The 21964-nt window shown below is 66.3% G+C and carries 21 protein-coding genes; 11 read left to right on the forward strand and 10 right to left on the reverse strand.

Features of this window, described 5'->3' with window-relative positions:
- Positions 1 to 100 precede the first annotated feature (100 nt).
- Both Herbaro_RS14545 and Herbaro_RS14550 read right to left on the reverse strand, forming a co-directional pair.
- A complete protein-coding gene (locus tag Herbaro_RS14545) occupies positions 101 to 817 on the reverse strand; it encodes a pseudouridine synthase (protein ID WP_275010335.1) in 717 nt (238 codons plus the stop codon).
- Complete coding sequence (locus tag Herbaro_RS14550) at positions 810 to 1640, reverse strand: RNA methyltransferase (RefSeq protein WP_275010336.1); 831 nt, start codon at positions 1638 to 1640, stop codon at positions 810 to 812. Before Herbaro_RS14550 ends, Herbaro_RS14545 begins: the two co-directional genes overlap by 8 nt.
- Before the next feature lie 285 nt (positions 1641 to 1925).
- On the opposite strand from Herbaro_RS14550, the gene Herbaro_RS14555 reads away from it, so the two are divergent.
- From Herbaro_RS14555 to Herbaro_RS14595, 9 genes are all read left to right on the forward strand, one after another.
- Positions 1926 to 2723, forward strand: coding sequence for an inositol monophosphatase family protein (locus tag Herbaro_RS14555; RefSeq protein WP_275010337.1), 798 nt, complete (start codon positions 1926 to 1928; stop codon positions 2721 to 2723).
- Between the two features lie 91 nt (positions 2724 to 2814).
- Positions 2815 to 3360: a VOC family protein gene (locus Herbaro_RS14560; RefSeq protein WP_275010338.1), complete on the forward strand. Its 546-nt coding sequence runs from the start codon at positions 2815 to 2817 to the stop codon at positions 3358 to 3360.
- Between the two features lie 9 nt (positions 3361 to 3369).
- Positions 3370 to 4125, forward strand: a complete 756-nt coding sequence (locus Herbaro_RS14565; RefSeq protein ID WP_275010339.1) for an alpha/beta fold hydrolase — start codon at positions 3370 to 3372, stop codon at positions 4123 to 4125.
- 173 nt (positions 4126 to 4298) lie between these two features.
- Entirely contained in the window at positions 4299 to 4838 is a 540-nt protein-coding gene (locus Herbaro_RS14570) for a sigma-70 family RNA polymerase sigma factor (protein WP_275010340.1), read from the forward strand.
- Positions 4835 to 5818 (forward strand): FecR domain-containing protein, encoded by a 984-nt coding sequence (locus Herbaro_RS14575; protein ID WP_275010341.1) that lies wholly within the window; start codon positions 4835 to 4837, stop codon positions 5816 to 5818. The genes Herbaro_RS14570 and Herbaro_RS14575 overlap by 4 nt, the downstream gene beginning before the upstream one ends.
- Before the next feature lie 129 nt (positions 5819 to 5947).
- A complete protein-coding gene (locus tag Herbaro_RS14580; RefSeq protein ID WP_275010342.1) occupies positions 5948 to 8335 on the forward strand; it encodes a TonB-dependent siderophore receptor in 2388 nt (795 codons plus the stop codon).
- 7 nt (positions 8336 to 8342) lie between these two features.
- The gene (locus tag Herbaro_RS14585; protein ID WP_275010343.1) at positions 8343 to 9461 is read left to right on the forward strand and encodes a PepSY-associated TM helix domain-containing protein; all 1119 of its coding nucleotides are present in this window, start codon (positions 8343 to 8345) and stop codon (positions 9459 to 9461) included.
- Between the two features lie 160 nt (positions 9462 to 9621).
- The gene (locus Herbaro_RS14590; protein ID WP_275010344.1) at positions 9622 to 11160 is read left to right on the forward strand and encodes a DEAD/DEAH box helicase; all 1539 of its coding nucleotides are present in this window, start codon (positions 9622 to 9624) and stop codon (positions 11158 to 11160) included.
- Positions 11161 to 11205: 45 nt separating this feature from the next.
- Positions 11206 to 11691, forward strand: coding sequence for a GNAT family N-acetyltransferase (locus tag Herbaro_RS14595; RefSeq protein WP_275010345.1), 486 nt, complete (start codon positions 11206 to 11208; stop codon positions 11689 to 11691).
- Between the two features lie 223 nt (positions 11692 to 11914).
- Here the strand turns inward: Herbaro_RS14595 and Herbaro_RS14600 are convergent, their stop codons facing one another.
- The 7 genes from Herbaro_RS14600 to Herbaro_RS14630 form a co-directional block, all read right to left on the reverse strand.
- Complete coding sequence (locus Herbaro_RS14600; RefSeq protein ID WP_275010346.1) at positions 11915 to 13048, reverse strand: ABC transporter ATP-binding protein; 1134 nt, start codon at positions 13046 to 13048, stop codon at positions 11915 to 11917.
- On the reverse strand, positions 13045 to 13695 hold the full coding sequence (locus Herbaro_RS14605; RefSeq protein WP_275010347.1) for an ABC transporter permease: 651 nt from the start codon (positions 13693 to 13695) through the stop codon (positions 13045 to 13047). Before Herbaro_RS14605 ends, Herbaro_RS14600 begins: the two co-directional genes overlap by 4 nt.
- A gap of 13 nt (positions 13696 to 13708) precedes the next feature.
- The gene (locus Herbaro_RS14610; RefSeq protein ID WP_275010348.1) at positions 13709 to 14611 is read right to left on the reverse strand and encodes a glycine betaine ABC transporter substrate-binding protein; all 903 of its coding nucleotides are present in this window, start codon (positions 14609 to 14611) and stop codon (positions 13709 to 13711) included.
- A 75-nt stretch (positions 14612 to 14686) separates the two neighbouring features.
- Positions 14687 to 15400 (reverse strand): ABC transporter permease, encoded by a 714-nt coding sequence (locus Herbaro_RS14615; RefSeq protein WP_275010349.1) that lies wholly within the window; start codon positions 15398 to 15400, stop codon positions 14687 to 14689.
- Positions 15401 to 15863: 463 nt separating this feature from the next.
- On the reverse strand, positions 15864 to 16562 hold the full coding sequence (locus tag Herbaro_RS14620) for a DUF4197 domain-containing protein (protein ID WP_275010350.1): 699 nt from the start codon (positions 16560 to 16562) through the stop codon (positions 15864 to 15866).
- Between the two features lie 109 nt (positions 16563 to 16671).
- The gene (locus tag Herbaro_RS14625) at positions 16672 to 18006 is read right to left on the reverse strand and encodes an MFS transporter (RefSeq protein WP_342456512.1); all 1335 of its coding nucleotides are present in this window, start codon (positions 18004 to 18006) and stop codon (positions 16672 to 16674) included.
- A 163-nt stretch (positions 18007 to 18169) separates the two neighbouring features.
- Positions 18170 to 18961 (reverse strand): AraC family transcriptional regulator, encoded by a 792-nt coding sequence (locus Herbaro_RS14630; RefSeq protein ID WP_275010352.1) that lies wholly within the window; start codon positions 18959 to 18961, stop codon positions 18170 to 18172.
- A gap of 177 nt (positions 18962 to 19138) precedes the next feature.
- On the opposite strand from Herbaro_RS14630, the gene Herbaro_RS14635 reads away from it, so the two are divergent.
- Both Herbaro_RS14635 and Herbaro_RS14640 read left to right on the forward strand, forming a co-directional pair.
- Positions 19139 to 20053 carry a DMT family transporter gene (locus Herbaro_RS14635; protein WP_275010353.1) on the forward strand — a complete coding sequence of 305 codons (915 nt, stop codon included), beginning with the start codon at positions 19139 to 19141 and terminating at the stop codon, positions 20051 to 20053.
- Positions 20054 to 20169: 116 nt separating this feature from the next.
- Entirely contained in the window at positions 20170 to 20574 is a 405-nt protein-coding gene (locus tag Herbaro_RS14640; RefSeq protein WP_275010354.1) for an NINE protein, read from the forward strand.
- A gap of 47 nt (positions 20575 to 20621) precedes the next feature.
- Here Herbaro_RS14640 and Herbaro_RS14645 read toward each other — a convergent pair whose 3' ends face one another.
- Complete coding sequence (locus Herbaro_RS14645) at positions 20622 to 21956, reverse strand: polyamine export protein PaeA (RefSeq protein ID WP_275010355.1); 1335 nt, start codon at positions 21954 to 21956, stop codon at positions 20622 to 20624.
- Between the last annotated feature and the right edge of the window lie 8 nt (positions 21957 to 21964).

The raw sequence follows: 21964 nt of genomic DNA on the forward strand, positions 1-21964 counted from the left end.
CTGCGCCGGGACGACAAGCAAGTGCTGAACTCGAACAGGTGCGGATTCAAGTTACCACCTCTGTGTCGTCCCGGCGCAGGCCGGGACCCGGCGTCGTAAATCAGTCCGGCACCAGCAGCGCCATCTGCTCTTCATCCAGGAAGATCCACTCGCCCTCCTCCAGTTCAAGCTGATCCAGCCGCAACCCGCCGATGGCCGTGCGGCAAAGCGCGCTGCAATGGTTGCCGGCCGCCGCCAGCATGCGCTTGACCTGGTGGTATTTGCCCTGCTCCAGCACGATCTCCAGCAGGTTCTCGCCCAGCTTGCGGCAGCGCGTGGCCGCCAGCGGCGCGGGTTCGTCGTGCAACTGCACGCCGGCCAGCAGTTGCGCCACCAGCGCGTCGGTCACCGGCTCGGCGGTGGTGGCCGCGTAGACCTTGGGCACGTGCCGCTTGGGCGAGGACTGCGCATGGATGAAGGCGCCGTCGTCCGACATCAGCAAGAGGCCGGTGGTGTCATGGTCGAGCCGCCCCACCGGCTGCACGTCGCGCCAGGTGAATTGCTCCGGCAGGATGGTCAGCACGCCCGGATGATGGCTGGGCTTGCGCGAGCATTCGATGTTGGGCGGCTTGTTGATGGCGATATAGATGTGCTCGCGATACTCCCACTCCTCTTCAAACACGGTCAGCACCAGGCCTTCGGTGGCGGGTGTGGCGCGATAGTCGTCCACCACCTCGCCGTTGACGGCCACTTCGCCGTCGTCGATCAGCTCGCGGCAGTATTTGCGGGAACCGAAACCCTGCGATTGCAGGATGCGGTCCAGGGTCAGCTTAGCCATGTTGCGGGCCTCCTTCTTCTTCGTTCTTGCGGGCCTTCGCTTGCTTGGGCTCCAGGATCTGGCGGGCGATGCCGCGCAGGATGTTGACTTCCTCCGCTTCCAGCTGGGCGCGCGCGAACATGCGCTTCAAGCGCGGCATCAGCTTCTTGGGGTTGTCGGGATTGAGGAAATCGATGGCTACCAGCGCCTCTTCCAGGTGCGCGAACATGCCCTCGATCTCGGCCACGCCGGCGCTGCTGCCCTGGAAGCCGACCTCGCCCGGCGCGCGCGCATCGCCGCTGGTGCGCATCGGTCCGCCACGCAGCTCCAGCTCGGTCATGCGGCATTCATAGGCCAGCACCTGCACCGCCTGCGACAGGTTCAGCGAGGAGTACTCGGGGTTGGCCGGGATGTTGATCAGCGCCTGGCACTTCTGCACCACCTCGTTGGGCAGGCCGAAGCGTTCGTTGCCGAACAGCAGCGCGGCGTTCAGCGCGGTGTCCTGCGACAGCTGGCCGGCCAGCGCGCGCGGCGTCACCACCGGCGGCGAGAACTCGCGCAAGCGGGCGCTGACGGCGGCCGCGAAGTTGCAGCCCTGCAACGCTTCCTCGACGCTGCCGACCACGCGTGCGTTTTGCAACACATCGATGGCGCCGCTGGCGAAGGCGACCGCTTCGTCCTCCCGCACTGCGTCCGGAAAGCGCGGATTGACCAGCACCAGCTCGGAAAAGCCCATGGTCTTGATGGCCCGCGCGGCCGAGCCGATGTTGCCCGGGCTGCTGGTATTGACCAGCACGAAGCGCAGCCGGGTGAAAAGAGAGTGTTCGGATTCTTGCTTGTTCATTTAAAATAGCGGGATTCGCGCCCGGAAAAGCATGAGCGATTGTTGGCAGATCGCCAATGCGCCCCTTTCCGGCAAGCCCGCAAGCATACAGCCTGCGGACGGCGCATCGCTCATTAATTTCATTGTCGCAAGGTCGCAAAGTCGTTTGCAACTGCTGTGCTTTCTTTCGCACGCATGCCGCAGCCGTGGTTTCACGGCAACGCATTCGCGAAAAGGAAGACGGGGTCGACGGTCAACAACGCGGCGATCCTGACCGGTCGCCGCAATTTTAACGGAACCATCGGAATGATCATCCCACCCATGCTCAACACGGCGATCAAGGCTGCTCGCCGCGCCGCCACCATCATCAACCGCGCGTCCTTCGACGTGTCGCTGCTGAAGGTGTCCAAGAAGTCGCACAACGATTTCGTGACCGAAGTCGACAAGGCCGCCGAAGACGCCATCATCGACGTCCTCAAGAACGCCTATCCCGACCACGCCATCCTGGCCGAGGAGTCGGGCGCGTCCGACAACCTGCACGATGAAAACGAAAACGTCTGGATCATCGATCCGCTGGACGGCACCACCAACTTCATCCACGGCTTCCCGCAATACTGCGTCTCGATCGCGCTGCAGCAGCGCGGCATCATCACGCAGGCCGTGGTCTACGACCCTACCCGCAACGACCTGTTCACCGCCTCCAAGGGCGCCGGCGCCTACCTCAACGAAAAGCGCATCCGCGTGGGCAAGCGCGACAAGATCGCCGACGCCCTGATCGGCACCGGTTTCCCCTTCCGTGACCTGGACGGCCTGAACGAATACGTCAAGATGTTCAAGGTCATGACCGAGCACAGCGCCGGCCTGCGCCGTCCGGGCGCCGCCGCGCTGGACCTGGCCTATGTGGCCGCCGGCCGCCTGGACGGCTTCTTCGAGAAGGGCCTCAAGCCCTGGGACATCGCCGCGGGTTCGCTGCTGGTGACCGAGGCCGGCGGCATCGTCGGCACCTTCAAGGGCGATTCGGACTACCTCTACAAGGGCGACGTCATCGCCGGCAGCCCGAAGATCTTCTCGCAGCAGATCAACCTGCTGTCGGAATTCGCCTGATCGCTGAATTTGCCTGAATTGCTCTCCCGGGCATTCGCCGGCCGGCCTCATGCTGTAAAGTGAGGCCACCGGCGATGACCGAGGAGACAATATGTCCAGCCAGCCAGTGGCGCCCCCCGGCGCCAGCCCGAACTCCCCGCACTCCCCCGGCGCGTCCTGCGTCCTGCCGCCCGGCTACCACAGCGTCACCCCTTACCTGATCGTCAACGGCACCGCCGCCGCCATGGATTTCTATCGCCGCGCCCTGGGCGCCAGCGAGATCATGCGCCTGGACGGTCCGCACGGAAAGGTCTGGCATGCCGAGATCCAGATCGGCAACGCGCGCGTCATGCTGGCCGATGAATATCCCGAGCTCGGCTTCGTCAGCCCGCAGACCCTGGGCGGCGCCGGCGTCAGCCTGCTGGTCTACGTGGCCGATGTCGACGCCGTGTTCGCCCAGGCCATCGAGGCCGGCGCGGTCCAGCTGCGCCCGGTACAGAACCAGTTCTACGGCGACCGTTCCGGCACGCTGCGCGACCCCTACGGCCACGTCTGGTCGATCGCCACCCACATCGAGGACTTGAGCACCGAGGAGATCTGCGCGCGCTCGCGCGAGCTGCTGGCCCGGCGCTGCAAGAAATCCGCAGACAACACCTGAAGGACAGCGATGCCATTTGCGAACAGCGACGGAAGGCAAATCCACTACCAGGTCGAAGGCGAAGGCCCGCCGCTGCTGCTGCACCACGGTTTCACCAGCAGCCTGGAAGCCTGGCGCTTCTTCGGTTTCACGGCCGCCCTGCGCGAACGCTACCGGGTCATCATGTTCGACGCGCTCGGCCATGGCCAGAGCGACAAGCCGCACGACAGCGCCGCCTACAGCCAGCAGCAGCGCTGCCGCGACGCGCTGGCGGTGCTCGATGCGCTGGACGTGGAACGCGCCCATTTCTTCGGCTACTCGCTGGGCGGCTGGGTCGGCTACGGCCTGGTGCGCCACGCGCCGCAACGCCTGGCCAGCCTGGTCCTGGGCGCGGCCCATCCCTATGAAGACCGTAGCTGGGACGGCTTCGCCGGCATCGACGGCCGCGATCCCGAACGCTTCATCGCCACCTTCGAAACCCTCCTGGATGAGCGCATCCCGCCGCAGGTGCAGATGCAGATCCGCGCCAACGACCTGGCGGCGCTGGCCGCCGCCGCGCAACAGCCGCGCCCCTCGCAGGAAGACCTGCTGGCGCGCATGGATGACTTGCCCTGCCTGCTGTTCTGCGGCGACGCCGACGCCCGCCATGACGCAGTCCGGCGCACCGCCGCCCTGCTGCCGCGCGGCGAATTCGTCAGCCTGCCCGGCGTGACCCACTTCGGCGGCCTGATGCAAAGCGCCCTGGTGCTGCCGCCGGTGATGGATTTCCTGGCGCGCCGGCGCTGACCGAACGCGAAATGTCCCGCCTGTGCAACGGATCCCGCCCTGCCGCGCGCAGGCGCGGGATCTTTGCTTTTCAACCAACAAGTTCTCGTATAATGTTAAGAATAATTCTCATTAATATCTGAGAGCAGGTGCGCCCGCCGCGCGCTTGCCCACCCAGGGATGGAAAGCGCGACATGAGCAGCCACACGACACCAGCGGAAGCCGCCCTCGGCAGCGACGGCGGCGCGGTACAGCATCTGTACCTGGCGCATCACGGTTGGCTCAAGTCCCTGTTGCGCAGCAAGCTCGGCGACATCCACCAGGCCGCCGACCTGGCGCACGACACCTTCCTGGCCATCCTCAAGTCCTCCGGTCGCGGCGCGCAAGCCGATGCGCTGCGCGAACCGCGCGCCTACCTGCGCACCGTGGCCAACGGCGTGCTGGTCGACTTCTTCCGCCGGCGCGCGCTGGAGAGCGCCTATCTCGAGGCCCTCGCGACCATGCCGGAAGCGCTGGCACCTTCGCCGGAAGAACGCGCGCTGGTGCTGGAGGCGCTGCATCGCATCGACGCGCTGCTCGACGCCCTCCCGGCCAAGGCAAGATCCGTGTTCCTGCAATCCCAGCTGGAAGGCATGACCTACCAACAGATCGCCGAGCGCATGGAGATCTCGCTGCGCACCGTCAAGCGCCACATGCAGCAAGCCTTCGCCGCCTGCCTGGAGGCCATGCTGTGAGCGCGGCCGCCGTCGCGCAGCCGCGCCGCGTGATCGAGGAAGCCGCGCGCTGGCTGGTCAAGGTGCACGAAGGCGCGATGAGCGAACAGGATCGGCTGGCCTTGCAGGCATGGCGCGCGCAGGATCGCGAACACGAGCGCGCCTGGCAGGCTGCCGACTCGCTGGCCCGCGCCATGGGTTCGGTGCCGCCGCAACTGGGCATGGCCGTGCTCGAAGGCGCGCGCCGCCGCCAGCGCCGCGCGATGGTAAAGACCCTGGCAGTGCTGCTGGCCGCGGCGCCCGGCGGCTGGCTGGCCTGGCGCCACGGCGGCGCCGACTGGGCGGCCGCGCAGCGCGCCGACTACCGCACCGCCACCGGCGAACGCCGCGCCATCGTGCTGGAAGACGGCAGCCGCGTGGTGCTCAATACTGGCAGCGCACTCGACATCGTCTATACCGCGCAGCGCCGCACGCTGATCCTGCGCGAAGGCGAGATCATGGTCCAGACCGGCAAGGATGCGGCCGGCCGCGACTTCTTCGTGCAGACCCGCCACGGCGCCATCCGCGCGCTGGGCACCCGCTTCCTGGTGCGGCGTGAAGCCGGCGGCGAAAGCAGCTCGGTGGCCGTGCTGGAACACGCGGTCGAAGTGCGCGCCTTGCTGGCGCAAGCCGCCGCACCGGCGGTGCGCGTGGAGGCCGGACAGGGGCTGCGCTTCACCGCGGAAGCGGTCGCCGCGCCGCAATCCTTGCCGCGCGGCGCCGGCGCCTGGGTCGACGGCATGCTGGTGGCCGACAAGATGCGGCTGGACGATTTCCTCGCCGAGCTGACCCGCTATCGCAGCGGCGTCATCCACTGCCTGCCCGAAGTGGCCGCGCTGAAGGTATCGGGCGTGTTCCGCATCGACGATACCGGCCAGGCCCTGGCCGCGCTGCAGGAGACGCTCCCCGTCGCCGTCAGGATGCGCACCCGCTATTGGGTCACCGTGGCGGCGGCCTCCTGATTCCCCCTGTGCCGGTCGCTTTTCAAGATTTCTTTCGCCACTTCCGCCAATCGTTGGCACCTTTTTCGGTTTCGTTCGACAAGCCATGGAAGACATTTCCATCCACTTGACTTGCACCGAGGAACCGCAATGCCCACCACCCATTCCGTCCCCGCCGTCGCCGGCATGAACCTGCGCCTGCGCCCGCTGGCCGCCGCGGCCTGCCTGCTGATCGCCGCCGCCACCGTCGCGCTGCCCTCACCGGCGCGCGCCCAACAGGCGCAGGCCGCGCGCGGCTATGCGATCGCCGCCGGCCCGCTGGACCAGGCCCTGTACAGTTTCGCGCGCAGCGCCGGCATCACGCTGAGCTTCGATCCGGAATTGGTGGCCGGCATGAACAGCCCCGGACTCTCGGGCAACTACGCGGTCGGCGAGGGCCTGTCGCGCCTGCTCGACGGCAGCGGCCTGGAAGGCGTGGTCGGCGCCAGCGGCGGCTATCGCCTGCGCAAGGTCGCCGCCGACGAGCAAGGCGCGCTGCCCACCGTGAACGTGGACGGCGAGCGCAGCGCGGTGACCGAGGGCACCCACAGCTACGCCGCCCGGGCCGTCACCGTCGCCGGCAAGACGCCCACCGCATGGAAGGACGTTCCCAACTCGGTGACCGTCATCACCCGCCAGCAAATGGACGACCAGAACATGACCGGCGTCGAAGACGCGCTGCGCCAGGCCGTGGGCGTCACCGCCATCCCCTATGGCGACGGCACCGCTTATTTCCAGTCGCGCGGCTACGCCTCCGAGGTGCAGTACGACGGCCTGCCGGCCAACAGCAGCCTGCAATACCTGCGGCAATACAACCTGGCGATGTATGAACGGGTGGAAGTGCTGCGCGGCCCCTCGGGCTTGCTGCAGGGCTCGGGCGAACCGGCCGGCACCGTGAACCTGGTGCGCAAGCGCCCGCTGGCCGGGCCGGCCATCTCCGGCAGCGTCTCCGGCGGCAGCTGGTCGAACTACAAGGGCGACATCGACATCTCGCGCCCGCTCAACGAGGAAGGCACGGTGCGCGGGCGCATCGTGGCCGCCGGCCAGGACGGCGCCGTCTACAAGGACCGCGGCCACAATCGCCAGGAGCTGGCCTATGGCGTGCTGGAGGTGGACCTGTCGCCGCGCACGGTCTGGACCATCTCGGCCGCGTCGCAGAACGACTTCTCGCGCGGCACCGACTACGGTCCCGGCATCTATACCAACGGCGCCTTCGTCAACCCGCCGCGCTCGGCCTTCTTCGGCGTCGACTGGGGCACCAGCAACCAGACCTCCAACGAGTTCTACACCGACCTGACGCATCGCTTCGGCGACGACTGGGTGGCCAAGGCGGCCTACATCTATCGCCGCACCAGCAGCGACTCGGCCTACGGCTACGTCAACGGCCTGGTGCAGCTCAACAATACCGCCTCCTATGTCCTGCAGGGCCAGGCCGGCAACACCGCCTGGCAAGACCTGGACGTGAACCTGTCGGGCAGCTTCAGCCTGCTGGGGCGCAAGCACCACCTGCTGGTGGGCGTCAACTATGCGCAGCGCGACGGCTATTCGGCCAGCGGCTCGCAGACCATCGCCAGCGTGAACATCTACAACCTCAGCATCCCGCGCCGGGACATCCCGCTCACCAGCGCCAGCAATACCTACAGCGAGCAGTACGGCGTCTACGCGCAGACCCGCCTGAAGCTGGCCGATCCGCTGACCCTGGTGCTGGGCGGCCGCGAGAGCTGGTACGCCAGCCGCAGCCAGGCTGTGCTGCCCGCGCCGGCCGACTGGAAGTCCACGCCGTCGGTGAACAACAAGTTCACGCCTTATGCCGGCCTGGTCTATGAAGTCACGCCGGAGATTTCGCTGTACGGCAGCTACAGCGACATCTTCTCGCCCCAGACCCAGCTGGCGGTGGGCAACGCGCCGCTCTCGCCGCGCACCGGCGAGCAATATGAAGTCGGCGCCAAGGGCGTGTTCCTGGACGGCAAGCTCAATGCCTCGCTGGCCGCCTTCCGCATCCGCGACAACAACCGCGCCGTCAGCGATCCCAACAACCTGGGTTTCTATGTCACCCAGGGCAAGGTGCAAAGCCGCGGCTGGGAGGCCGAAGTCAACGGCAGCCCGGCGCGCGGCGTGGACCTGTACGCCGGCTACACGCGCCTGGACACCACCTACCTGAGCGACCCGACCAACCAGGGCAAGATCTTCTCCCCGGAAGAACCGCGCCATACGCTCAAGCTGTGGACCAAGTACCAGTTCCAGCAGCCCGAGCTGAGCAAGCTGCACGTGGGCTTCGGCGCGCGCGTGATGAGCCAGACCAACCGCGGCATCGGCATGCAGGGCGGCTACAGCGTGTTCGACGCCCAGCTCGGCTACCGCATCGACGCGCACTGGCTGGCCACGCTGCAGGTCGACAACCTGTTCGACAAGACCTACTACGCGCGCATGCCTTCGCGTTTCTACAGCGTCTACGGCGAGCCGCGCAGCGTGCAGCTGACGCTGCGCGCCTCCTACTGAGGCCGGCGTGAGGGGATTCACCCCGGCGCGCCGCCTGCGCCTGTGGTCGGCCGCGCACACCTGGTCCAGCCTGGCGTGCACGGCCTTCCTGCTGCTGTGCTGCCTGACCGGCTTGCCGCTGATCTTCGCAGACGAGATCGCCGCGCTGCAGGAAGACCTGCCGCCGGCCGTGGCCGTGCCCGATCCGGCGGCCGCCGACCCCGATCGCATGCTGGCGCAGGCGCGCCTGCTCTATCCGGGACAAGTGATCGATTTCGTGGTGCGCGATGACGATGCGCCGGTGGTCAACATCGGCCTGCGTCCCGGCGCCGATGCGTCGCCGTCGAGCACGCACCGGCTGCGTTTCGACGCGCGCGACGGCAAGCTGCTCAAACGGATCCCGGCCGCCGACTCCGGCCGGCTCGACGCCATGGCGCTGATCCGCCAATTGCACGCCACCTTGCTGGGCGGCTTCGCCGGCGGCCTGGCGCTGGCGGCGGTGGCACTGCTGTTCCTGGTCGCGCTGGCGTCCGGCGTGGCGCTGTACGCGCCGTTCGCGCGCAAGCAGGCCTTCGGCGCCATCCGCCGCAGCTCACCGCGGGTGCGCTGGCTCGACCTGCACAACCTGCTGGGAATGGCCACGCTGGTCTGGGCCTGCGTGGTCGGCGCCACCGGCCTGTTCAACGAACTGTCGCGCCCGCTGTTCGCGCTGTGGAGCCAGGAGAACCTCAAGAGCATGGCGGCCGCCCACGGCGCCTCCGCCGCAACGGCGCAGCGCTACCCGCTGGCCGCGGCGATCGCCGCGGTGGAGTCGGCCCTGCCCGGTACGCGCGTGGGCACCATTCTCATGCCCGGCAGCCGGCTGGCGCCGCCCGGCCACTACCTGCTGTGGGCGGCCGGCGATACGCCGCTCACGGCGCACCTGCTGCAACCGGTGCTGGTGGACGCCGGCGACGGCCACATCGCCGGCATTGCGCGCATGCCCTGGTATCTGCGCGCGCTGGAGCTGTCGCGGCCCTTGCACTTCGGCGACTATGGCGGACTGCCGCTCAAGCTGCTGTGGGCCGCGCTGGATCTGGCCGCCATTGCGGTGCTGGCCAGCGGCCTGCTGCTCTGGATCTCCAGGCGCCGGCGCCGCCACGGTTGAGCCCCGGAAAATAATTCTCAACCGGCGGCCGCTGCGGCTGTTATACTGCGGCCTGCGCGGCACATCACCAGTCAAGTCCGCCGCTTCTCCAAGTTTCCACCCCGTCTGCCTGCGACTGGCGCCCTCTGCGGCGACAGGCCGAACCCTTTTTCAGAGTCTCATGTCATTTTCCGCGCTCGGCTTGTCCGACGAAATCGTTCGTGCCGTTTCCGAACAAGGCTATACCTCGCCCACCCCGATCCAAACCCAGGCGGTTCCTGCCGTGCTCTCCGGCGGCGACCTGCTGGCCGGCGCCCAGACCGGCACCGGCAAGACGGCGGGCTTCACCCTGCCGCTGCTGCAGCGACTGTCGTCGGTGCCGCGCGCCAAGATCAACGGCCAGATCCCGATCCGCGCCCTGATCCTGGCGCCCACCCGCGAACTGGCGGCCCAGGTCGAGGAAAGCGTGCGCCAGTACGGCAAGTACCTGCCCCTGACCTCGGCCTGCATCTTCGGCGGCGTCGGCATCAATCCGCAGATCACGCTGCTGAAGCGCGGCGTCGACATCCTGGTGGCCACGCCGGGCCGCCTGCTGGACCACATGCAGCAAGGCACCGTCAACCTGCAGAACATCCAGATCCTGGTGCTGGACGAAGCCGACCGCATGCTGGACATGGGCTTCATCCGCGACATCCGCAAGGTGCTGGCCGCGCTGCCGCCCAAGCGCCAGAACCTGCTGTTCTCGGCCACGTTCGCCGATGAAATCAAGAAGCTGGCCGACAGCCTGCTCACCAACCCGGCCCTGATCGAAGTGGCGCGCCGCAACTCCACCGTCGAGGTGATCGCGCAGAAGCTGCACCCGGTCGACCGCGACAAGAAGCACCCGATGCTGGCGCACCTGATCAAGACCCACCAATGGAAGCAGGTGCTGGTCTTCACCCGCACCAAGCACGGCGCCAACAAGCTGGTCGAGCAGCTGGCGCGCGACGGCATCACCGCCATGGCGATCCACGGCAACAAGAGCCAGTCGGCACGCACCAAGGCGCTGGCCGAATTCAAGGACGGCAAGCTGACCGCCCTGATCGCCACCGACATCGCCGCGCGCGGCATCGACATCGACCAGCTGCCGCACGTGGTCAACTATGACCTGCCCAACGTGCCGGAAGACTACGTGCACCGCATCGGCCGCACCGGCCGCGCCGGCGCCACCGGCGAGGCCGTGTCGCTGGTGTGCGTGGACGAGCGCGACATGCTGCATGACATCGAACGCTTCATCAAGCGCGAGATCCCGGTGGAGGTGATCCCCGGCTTCGAACCGGATCCGACCGCCAAGCCGCAACCGATCCAGCTGCGCAGCGGCCAGGGTCGCCATCAAGGCGGCGGCGGGCGCGGCGGCCAGCGCAGCGCGCCGCGCGGCGGCGGCAACGGCGGCCAACCCGCCAAGCCGGCGCAGGGCCAGGCTCCGCGCAATGCCGGTAACGGCAATGGCGGCGGCAATAGCGGCAACCGCAACGGCAACGCCCAGCAAGCCAAGCCGCGCGCTGCGGGCGGCAATGCCCAGAATGCCGGCAACCAGCAACGCAAGCCGGCGCCGGCGCGTGCGCCAGGCGCGCACGCCGGCAATGGAAACAGTGGCAACGGCGGCCAGCCGCGCAGCCAGGGCCAGCAACGCCAGGGCGGCGCCAAGCCGTCGGCGCTGACGCACGGCCCGCGCAAGTAAGCCGGGCGCCGCACCTCACCTCGTCGAACAAGAAGAAAGGAAGACATGGGCATCGAGATCGTCAAGGCCAATCTCGGCAATGCGGCGCACGCCGCGGCGCTGTTCGCCACGCTCAATGCCTATGCTTCCGACGCCATGGGCGGCGGCAAGCCCTTGCCGGATTTCGTGCGCGAGAACCTCGCAACCGAACTGGCCAGGCGCCCCACCGCCCATGTCTTCCTGGCCTTCGACGGCGCCGTCCCGGCCGGACTGGCGACCTGCATCGAAGGTTTTTCCACCTTCGCCTGCAAGCCGCTGCTGAACATCCACGACCTGGCGGTGATGCCCGGATACCGCGGCCAGGGCATCGCCCGCCGCCTGCTGGCGCGCGTTGAAGAAGAAGCGCGCGCGCTGGGCTGCTGCAAGGTCACGCTGGAAGTCCTGGAAGGCAATGCGGTGGCGCGTTCGCTGTATCGCTCCTGCGGGTTCGACGGCTATGAGTTGAAGCCCGAGACCGGCAAGGCGATGTTCATGCAGAAGGTGTTTGCCTGAGTTGAGTTGCCGAGACGTTCAAGAAAAACGCCCGCATCGATGATGCGGGCGTTTTTCGTTGGAGCATGGCATTCTCCGAACCTGCCCTTCGATACGACGCTGCGCGTCTACTCAGGGCGAACGGGATGGAAATGCTTGAAGGCGCCTGGACTTCATACTCCTTCGCCAGAAATACCGTTCGGACTGAGTAGCGCCGCAGGCGCGTATCGAAGGTACGCCCTGCTCAAGCCGCCAGCGCCATCCCGCGCGACTTGCCCGAGCTCAGGTAACTGGCGATGGAATCCTGCGTGACCTCGCCCACGTAGCTGCCGTCGCCGCCGATGACCGGCATCCAGCTGGTGCTGTGCTTGTACATCTTGGAGAGCACCACGCGCAGGTTCTCGTCGGGCGCGGCGTTCATGGTGAACGGACGCACCTTTTCCTCGGCCACGCCGGCGCTGCCGCGCACGTCGCGGCGGGTCAGGTAGCCCACCGCGCGGTTGTCGGCGTCGGTGATGGTGAGGTAGCGCGCATCCTGGTCGTCCATCAGCGCCAGCGCCTCGTCGCAGGATACGTCCGGACGCGCGGTGGCGGGCGTGGTCGCGGCCTCGCCGGCGCGCACCAGCAGCAGGCGCTTCAAGGTATGGTCCTGGCCGACGAAGGCGCCCACGAAGTCATCCTTGGGGCGCGCCAGCAAGGTGTCGGGATTGTCGAACTGCACCAGCTTGCCGGCGCGGAACACCGCCACCTTGTCGCCCAGCTTGATGGCTTCGTCGATGTCGTGGCTGACCATGATCACGGTCTTGTTCAGCTGGCGCTGCATCTGGAAGAACTCGTTCTGGATCGATTCGCGGTTGATCGGGTCGACGGCGCCGAAGGGCTCGTCCATCAGCAGCACCGGCGCGTCCGCCGCCAGCGCGCGGATCACGCCGATGCGCTGCTGCTGGCCGCCCGACAGTTCGCGCGGATAGCGCTTCAGGAATTTCTTCGGATCCAGCGCCACCATGGCCATCAGCTCGGTGGCGCGCTCCTGGCAGCGCTTCTTGTCCCAGCCCAGCAGGCGCGGGACGATGGTGATGTTTTCCTCGATCGTCATGTTGGGGAACAGGCCGATCTGCTGGATCACGTAGCCGATATGGCGGCGCAGCTCGACCTCGTCGATGCCGGTAGTGTCTTCGCCGTTCAGCAGCACCCGCCCGGAGGTCGAGCGGATCAGGCGGTTGATCATCTTCAGCGTGGTGGTCTTGCCGCAGCCGGAGGGGCCGAGGAAGACGCAGATCTCGCCTTCGGCCACCTTCAGGCTGACGGAATCCACCGCCTTGACCTGGGTGCCGTCTTTTTGGGTGTAGGTCTTGCTCAGTTGGTCCAGTTCGATCATTTTTGCACTCCTTTCGGTGTCAGGATTTTCTGCAGTCGCTGCAGCAGGGTGTCGGCGATGATCGCCAGTACGCTGATCATCACGGCGCCGACCACGAGTTTTTGCATGTTGCTCTGGCTGATGGCGTGCAGGATCAGCACGCCCAGCCCGCCGGCCCCGATCACGGCGGCGATCGCCATCACGCCGATGTTCATCACCACGGCGGTGCGCACGCCGCCCAGGATCACCGGCACCGCCAGCGGCAGGTCCACCATGCGCAGGCGCTGCCAGAAGGTCATGCCGATGCCGATCCCGGCTTCCTTGATGCCGGCTTCGATGTTGTCCAGCGCGAGATACGTGTTGCGCATGATGGGCAGCAGCGAGTAGAGGAACACCGCGGTGATCGCCGGCAAGGGGCCGATGCCGGCGCCGAAGCGCGAGAACAGCGGGATCATCAGGCCGAACAGCGCGATCGACGGCACCGTCAGCACCACCGTGGCCAGGCCCATGAGCGGGCCGGCCAGCCAGCGCAGGCGCACGATCAGGATGCCCAGCGGCACGCCGATGACGATCGCCAGGCTGACCGCGATGCCCACCAGCTCCAGGTGCTGCAGCGTCAGTTCGAGGATGTTGCGCCAGTCGGATTGGAGGTAGTCGAAAAGATTCATGTCGCCGCCCTCCTCAGATCAGACCGGATTCTTTGAGGAAGTCGGCGGCTACCTTACTTACCGGTTCCTGGTCGATGTCCACGCGCTTGTTCATCTCAGTCATCTTCCCGGTGTCGATCTTCGCGGCCAAGGCGTCGAGCTGCGCGGCCAACTCGGGATTCTTGTCGAGGATTTCCTTGCGCACCACCGGCGTTGCCTTATAGGGCGGGAAGAAGTTCTTGTCGTCTTCCAGCAGCTTCAGGTCGAAGCCCTTGATGCGGCCGTCGGACGCATAGGTCAGGCCGACGAACAGTTGCTCGTTCTTCAGCGCGGTATAGACCAGGCCTGGATCCATCTGTTTGACCTCGGCGCGCCTGGTGCTGAAGTCATACAGCGCCTGCATCGGGCCCAGGCCGTCCGGGCGCGAGGCGAATTCGTAGTCCACGCCCATGAGCAGCGACTTGTCTTCACCGTTGAAACGCGCGGCGAGGTCGGAGAGCGTGTTAATGCCGTACTTCTCTGCGGTCTTGCGCGGCATGGCGAATGCATAAGTGTTGTTCAGGCCGGACTCATCCAGCCACACCAGGTTCTTGGGCGCATCCAGTTCCTTGACCTTGGCGTAGATCTGCTCGGGCGGCAGCTTGTCTTCGATGTGGTGGTACACGATCAGCGCGGTGCCGGTGTACTCCCAGACGATGTCGAGCTGACCGCTTTCCAGCGCCGAGCGCATCAACGTCGTGCCCAGGCCGCTCTTGAGCTCGGCGCCATAACCCTTGGCGCGCAGGTATTGCGCGGTCATGTCCGACAGGATCAGCTGCTCGGTGAAGTTCTTGCCGCCGACCACCAGGTCCTGGGCCCGGGCCTGGCCGGCGCCGAACATGGACAGGGCCATGGCCAGCGCACAGGCAAGGTATTTGGCGATGTGATGATTCGTCATGCTTATCCTCTCTGCCGCTTCGCCTCGTGGGCGGCGGCCGTTCTTGTGATGGCGCAGGCGAGCTGCGCAAGCCGGTCAGGCGCGCAGGCCGCGACGGGCGAGATAGATGCCGGAGAGCGTTGTCACCAGCGCGTCCAGCATCAGCGCCAAGAGCGCGGTGGCGGCCGCGCCCAGCAGCAGCTGGCCGTGGTTGTTCAGGTAGATGCCGGGGAAGATCAGGCCGCCCAGGCTCTCGCCGCCGATCAGCATCGACAGCGGCGCCGTGCCGACGTTGATCGCCAGCGCCGTGCGCACGCCGCCCACGATGATGGGCAAGGCGTTGGGCAACTCCACCCGCAACAGGATCTGGTATGGCTTCATGCCGATGCCGCGCGCCGCTTCCTTGAGCGAGGCCGGCACGTTCCTGAGCCCCTCGTAGGTGTTGCGCACGATGGGCAGCAGCGACGCCAGCCACAGCGCCAGGATGGTCGGCCAGTTGCCGATGCCGAAGAAGGCCAGCGCCAGCGCCAGCACGGCGATGGACGGGATGGTGTTGCCGATGTTGAAGACCTGGATGAAGCTCTCGGCGGTGCGCTGGGCCGAAGGCCGCGAGAGCGCGACGCCGGCCGGGATGCCGGCGGCCAGCGCCAGCGCCATCGAGCTGAAGACCAGCTCAAGGTGCTTGCCGGTGTAGTACACCAGGTCGCCCCGGTACTGCCGGATGACGTCGGGACCGATCCACCAGACCAGTCCCGCGATGACCAGCGCAAAGCCGAGCGCGCCGGCGAAGACGTGACGAACACGTGTCATGTTACCCCCTGTTGTTGGTATAGCCGGCACGACATGACGCCGCGACGACGGGTTCTGAGATTAAGTTTTAAAAGGTTCGCTCGCCCTCGTGTGGGCTAATCGTTTGGATGCGAACCGAAAGCTGCAGGGCAGCGATGAAACCGAAAAAATCGGCGATGGTGCGTACCGGACAGGGATGGGATCGTCGCTGAGGAGATCGCGCTGCCAGCCGGAATTTTTTGACAACCCGCTAAGGGGTCGGGAACTGCTGAGAGTCGTTGTTGAACAAGTTATGTCGCCAGGACAAACGATAGTTTAACGCAATCGCTTAATGAAGTCCAGCAATGTAGGAATTCGAATCCATAACCTGGAGATCTTAAGAGCTGAAATTAGTTCCCAAGCTCAAGTAAACGGGAGGATACACGCAAGAAAAATACGCCGCAGCGCGGCGCCGGGCGGGTGTCGCCGGCCGGCGCCGCATGCCTTACTTGATCGCGCCGAACACCTTGCCGATGATGGCGCTGCCGCTGCCCACCGGGTCCTTGCGGATCGCCTTTTCTTCCTCGCCGATCATCAGGAACAGGCCATCGAGCGCACGCTGGGTGACGTAGCCCTCGACCGTGCTCTGGTCGCCCGACACCAGGCCGGTCTTGGCGACCTGCCCCATGGTGGCGTTGTAGCGCGACGAGAGGCCGTTCTTGTCGGTGATCTTCTTGACGATGGGCAGGAACTTGGCGGCCAGGTCGCCCGAGGTCTTCTGGCGGAAGAAATCGGTTACCGAGGTGTCGCCGCCGGAGAGGATGTTCTTGGCATCGCTCACCGACATCGACTTCACGGCGTTGACCAGCAAGGGCTTGGCCATCGGCACCGCGGCCTCGGCGGCGTGGTTCATGTCGACCACCAGGTCGTCCACCTTCTGTCCCTGGCCGGTCATGCGGATCAGGGGCATGGCTTGCTCCAGCGCGCCGGGCAGCTTGATCTTGACCTTGTCGTTGTTGAGGAAGCCGTTCTGCTGGCCCAGCTTGGCTACCGCGGTGTTGGCGCCCTTTTCCAGCGCCGCCTTCAGGCCGCTGGTGGCCTCCTGGTTGCTGATGTCGGACAGGGAAAAGGCAAAGGCGGAACAGCTCGCCAACAGGAAGGCGCCAAGGGCGACGCGGCGCAGCGGGGAGGAAATCGTGGGCATGGGAACTCCGTTCGGTGAAGAGGCGGCGCCGTCGAACCGGGGCGCCGCTGCGATGATACCGGGCTTGGACGGTCCGGGCCAAACCTGGTTCGCCCCGACCGCCTTTTGCTTACTTGCCTTGCGAAAGTTCGAGGCCGGCGTTGCGCGGCAGCTTGCCGCTGACCGGCACCGAGGCGATCGAGAACAGGCCGATCACCAGGAAGGCCGGCCAGAAGTCGGCCTCGACGATGGTGGCATGGCCCTGCAGGTGGTTCGACCATTGCAGCACCAGGCCGGCGATGGTCACGCCCATGCCCAGCGAAAGCTGCTGGATCACGCTGGCCAGGCTGGTGACGCGGCCGGCGTCGCGGTTGTCGATGTCGGCGTAGGCGATCGAGTTCAGGCAGGTGAACTGCAGCGCCGGGAACACGCCGCCCATCAGCACAATCAGGGCGATCAGCAGGAACGGCATGTGGATGCTGAACACCCCGTAGGCGGCCAGGGCGATGCCGGCGAACACGGCATTGACCATCAGCACCGTGCGAAAGCCGTAGCGGCGCAGCACCTTGGTGGCGATCAGGCGCATGAAGAGCGAGCCGAAGGCCGAGGCGCAGGTGATCATCCCGGCCTGGAAGGCGGTCATGCCCAGGCCCTCCTGCAGCGCCAGCGGCAGCAGGAACGGCACCGCCCCCAGGCCGATGCGAAACAGCGAGCCGCCCACCACGCTGGCGTGCAGCGTGGGTATGCGCAGCAGGCGGAAGTCCAGCAACGGGAATTCGATCTGGGTCGAATGGCGGTAGTACATGGCCAGCGCGATGGCGCCGATGGAACACATGGCGATCGGGGTGGCGCCATCCACCAGGTTGCTGCCGAACAGCGATAGGCCCAGCATGATCATGGCCGCGCCCACCGAGGTCAGCACGAAGCCCTTCACGTCCAGCGGGGCAGGATCGTCTTCGGTGAAATTCTGGATATAGCGGCCGGCCAGGTAAAGGCCGAGGAAGCAGAACGGGATGTTGATCAGGAACACCCAGCGCCAGTGGAAATAGGTGGTGATGAAGCCGCCCAGGAGCGGCCCGACCACCGGCCCCATCAAGGCCGGCAGCGTCAGGTAGCTGACCGCCTTGACCAGCTCGGACTTGTCCACCGAGCGCGCGATGATGACGCGCCCCACCGGCACCATCATGGCGCCGCCGATGCCCTGCAGGAAGCGCGCCGCCACGAAGGTCACCAGCGAGCCCGAGACCGCGCACAGCACCGAGCCGGTCATGAACACGATCATCGCCGCGCTGAACACCTTGCGCGCCCCAAGCTTGTCGGCCATCCAGCCGGAGATCGGAATGAACACGCCGAGCGCCGCGACATAGGCGGTCATGGCCAGCTTGAGGGTGATCGGATCCTGGTTGAGGTCGCGCGCCAGCGCGGGAAGCGAGGTGGCCAGGACCGTGGCGTCCATGTTTTCCATGAACAGCGCACAGCCCACGATGAGCGGGATGAGCAGCGAAGGTCGCACGATTGCAACGGATTGGCTAGTGAAGCGGTGGAATTGGCGAAGGAGGTCTGCGCCTCCCATCAGCCCGACAGTTTACACCAGTTGGCCTTTCCCTGCGGGAAGACCCGCGGCGCGCTCACGCCGGCGCCGGCTCGCCGTTCCTGAAAAAGCGGCTGGGCACGCTGCCGAAATGCTTGCGAAACACGGCGGCGAAGGCGCTCTGGCTGGTATAGCCATGCGCCAGCGCGACATCGATCACCTTGTCGCCGCGCGCCAGTTGCTCCAGCGCCAGCAGCAACCGCGCCTGCTGGCGCCAGTGGCCGAAGCGCATCCCGGTGCCGGCCAGGAAACGGCGATGGAAGGTGCGGGTGGCGATGCCCAGGCCGGCCGCCAGCGCCTCCACCGTTGCCGCCTGGTCGGGCTCGCGCATCAGGTCCTCGCAGATGATGCGCAGGCCGGGCTCGGACGGCAACGGCAAGTACAGGGGCAGCACCGGCACCGTGCGCAGCTCCAGCACCAGCAATCGCAGCAGATGCCAGGCGCGCGAGTCCGGCTCCAGTCGCGCCCCCAGTCCGAGGCCGACCGCCGAGACGATCAGCTCCCGCAGCAACGGCGGGATGTCCAGCACGCAGCTGCGCGTCGGCAGGTTCGGCAACTCGGGCGTGTTAATGAAGACGGTGCGCATCTTGACGTCGCCGCGCATGCGCACCTGGTGTTCCACATCCGGTTGCAGCCAGACGCCGCGCGTGGGCGGCACCACCCAGCGGCCGTCGACGGTCTCTACGCACAGCACACCCTCGATGGCGTACAGCAGCTGGGCGTGCGGATGGCGGTGCGGCGGGATCACATGGCCGTGCGGGTAATCGATGGCCAACGCGCCGCAGGGCGCATTGGCGGCGATCAGGTTCTGGTAGTCGGAGCTGTCCACGTAAGGCCTTCGCGCCGGCCTTTCACAGGCCGTGTCACTTTCAAGACAAACAACGACATCTTAGCACGCGAGCGCCAGGCAGAAGACAGGCAGGATGGCATGCGATGGCCCCTCGCCGCGCGCGGGCCGTCATCTCATCGACCGCTTCTTTTCCTTTTTCGTCCTTTCCCGACCGCCATGCCATTGACCTCTTATCTCTATCCCTTCCTCGCCATCGTGCTGTGGGCCGGCAACGTCATCGTCTCCAAGCTGGCCGCCTCGGCCATCTCGCCGGTGGCCATCACCTTCTATCGCCTGATCCTGCTGCTGGCGCTGATGAGCCCCTTCGTGCTCAAGCCGCTGTGGAACAACCGCGCGCTGATCCGCCGCCACTGGTGGAAACTGGCGCTGTCGGGCCTGCTGGCGATGGCCTTCTTCCAGAGCCTGTCCTACCGCGCCGCCGAAAGCACCACCGCCACCAACATGGCCATCGTGACCGCGCTCATTCCGCTGCTCACCGCCCTGCTCTCGGTGCTGGTGCTGGGCGAAGCGGTGACGCTGGGCATGGCCGCGGGCGGCGTGCTGTCCTTTGCGGGATTGCTGTATCTGGTGGGACAAGGCGACATGTCGCAGGCGCTGCGCGGCGGCGTGCATGCCGGCGACGCGCTCATGCTGCTGGCGGCGCTCTCATACTCGCTGTATGGCGTGCTGCTGAAGTACTGGAAGCTCAGTGTGCCGGCCTGGCAAGCGATCTACGTGCAAGCCATCGCGGGCCTGGCCTTCATGCTGCCGCAATTCCTGCTGCTGCCTGCCGGCGCCGCGACGCTGGACGCGCGCACGCTGCCGCTGATCGGCTACTCGGGCATCGGTTCGTCGATTCTGCTGTCCTACCTCTGGATCGAGGGCGTCAAACGGCTCGGGCCGAGCCGCTGCAGCATCTTCATCAACCTGCTGCCGGTGCTGACGGCGGGCTGTGCGATCGCCTGGCTGCACGAGGAGATGCATGCCTACCACCTGATCGGCGGCGGCGTCAGCCTGGCCGGGGTGCTGTTGACGCAGATGGTGCAACGGCCGCTGCTGGGTGCGCGCCGCACGCCGGCCACGCGCGCCTGAGAGGAACCAACCGGGCGCATCCGCACTCTGGGCATGTGCACCCGGCGGCGCGGCAGTGGCGACACTGTCATGCCGCCGGCCAAACAACACACATCACATCGCACAGAGGAGCCTCGATGACCAACGATACCCACAGCAAAACCCTGGGCTACCTGCTCTGGATCTTCGGATTCACCGGCGCGCACCGCTTCTACTACGGCAAGCCGGTCTCCGGCACGATCTGGTTCTTCACTTTCGGCCTGCTCGGCATCGGCTGGCTGGTCGACCTGTTCCTGATCCCGTCGATGGATCGCGAGGCCGACCGCCGCTTCATCGGCGGCGACAGCAACTACTCGGTGGCCTGGCTGCTGCTGACCTTCCTGGGTATCTTCGGCCTGCACCGCATGTACATCGGCAAGTGGCTCTCCGGCATCCTCTACCTGCTCACCGGCGGCGTGTTCCTGCTGGGCGTGCTGTACGATTTCTGGACCCTCAACGCGCAAATTTCCGAGCGCAACTTCGGCCGCAAGACGCCGGCCTGAAGACCTCCCATCCGCCCATGCGGCGGATGCGGTCGCCGCATGGACGCTCAGGCCCTGGCGTCCGCCTCCTTCACCGCCGCTTCGCCCTTGTCCTGCTTGAAGCGCGTCACCAGCAACTGGTTGATCCGGTTGCCCTCGATGTCGACCACCTCGAACTTGAAGTCCGAAAAGAGCACGAAGTCGGTTTTCTTCGGGATCTTGCGCATCATGTACATGATGAAGCCGGCCAGGGTCTCGTAGCCGACCGGATTGGGGTACTCCTCGATGTCGAGCTCGTTCATCACATCGTTCAGGGGCGTCAGGCCGTCCATCAGCCACGAGTTCTCGTCGCGCCGCACGATCTGCTGCTCCTCTTCGGCCATCGCCAGCAGGTTGCCCATCAGCACGCCGGTGACGTCGGTGATGCTGATGATGCCCACCACCAGCGCGTATTCGTTGACCACGATGGCCAGGTCCTCGTCCATCGCCTTCATGCGTTCCAGCACTTCCCACAGGTTCAGGCTGTCGGGGATCGACAGCGGGCTGTGCACCAGGCCCTTGTCGGCCAGCGAGAACTGCTCGCCCTTGAGCAGGCGCTTCAACACGTCCTTGCTGTCGATGTAGCCCAGCACGGCGTCGATATGGCCGTCGCACACCAGGAAGCGCGAATGCGGATGGTCGATGATCTTCTGGCGGATGGTCTCCTCGCTGTCGTCGAGCAGGAAGTAGACGATGCTCTCGCGCGCCGTCATCGCCGAGGGCACGTAGCGGCTCTCCAGCTCGAACACGTTCTCGATCAAATGGTGCTCCTGCGTGAGCAGCACGCCGGCCTGGGCGCCGGCGTCGACCATGGCGTGGATCTCGTTGGGCGTGATCACTTCCTGGCGCACTTGCGGCAGGCCGAACAGCGTGAAGATCCATTTCGACAGCGTGTTGAAGAACCACACCAGCGGCCTGAACATCGTCTCCAGCAGCAGCATGGGCTTGACCAGGGCCACCGCCGCGCGTTCCGGCGCGACCATCGCCAGCCGCTTGGGCATGAGGTCGGCGAACAGGATGAAGAAGGAGGTCACCACCAGGAAGGACATCGCGAAGCTGACGCTCTCCAGCCACGGCCCCTGGTAGAAGCTGCCGACCAGGTCGCGCATGTGCGGCGTCAGCGCCGGCTCGCCGACCACGCCGCCGAGGATGGCCACGGCGTTCAGGCCGATCTGCACCACCGTGAAGAAGTTGCCCGGCTGGGCCTGCAGCGCCAGCACCAGCACGGCGTTGGGGTCGCCCTCCTTGGACATCATCTCCAGGCGGATCTTGCGCGAAGCGGCAATGGAGATCTCGGCGCAGGAGAGGAAGGCGCTGACCACGACCAGCACAAGGATCAGCAGGAAGCTGGTGAAAATGCTCATGTTGTTCT

The sequence above is a fragment of the Herbaspirillum sp. WKF16 genome (assembly GCF_028993615.1).
In the GTDB taxonomy this organism is placed as follows: Bacteria; Pseudomonadota; Gammaproteobacteria; order Burkholderiales; family Burkholderiaceae_D; genus Herbaspirillum.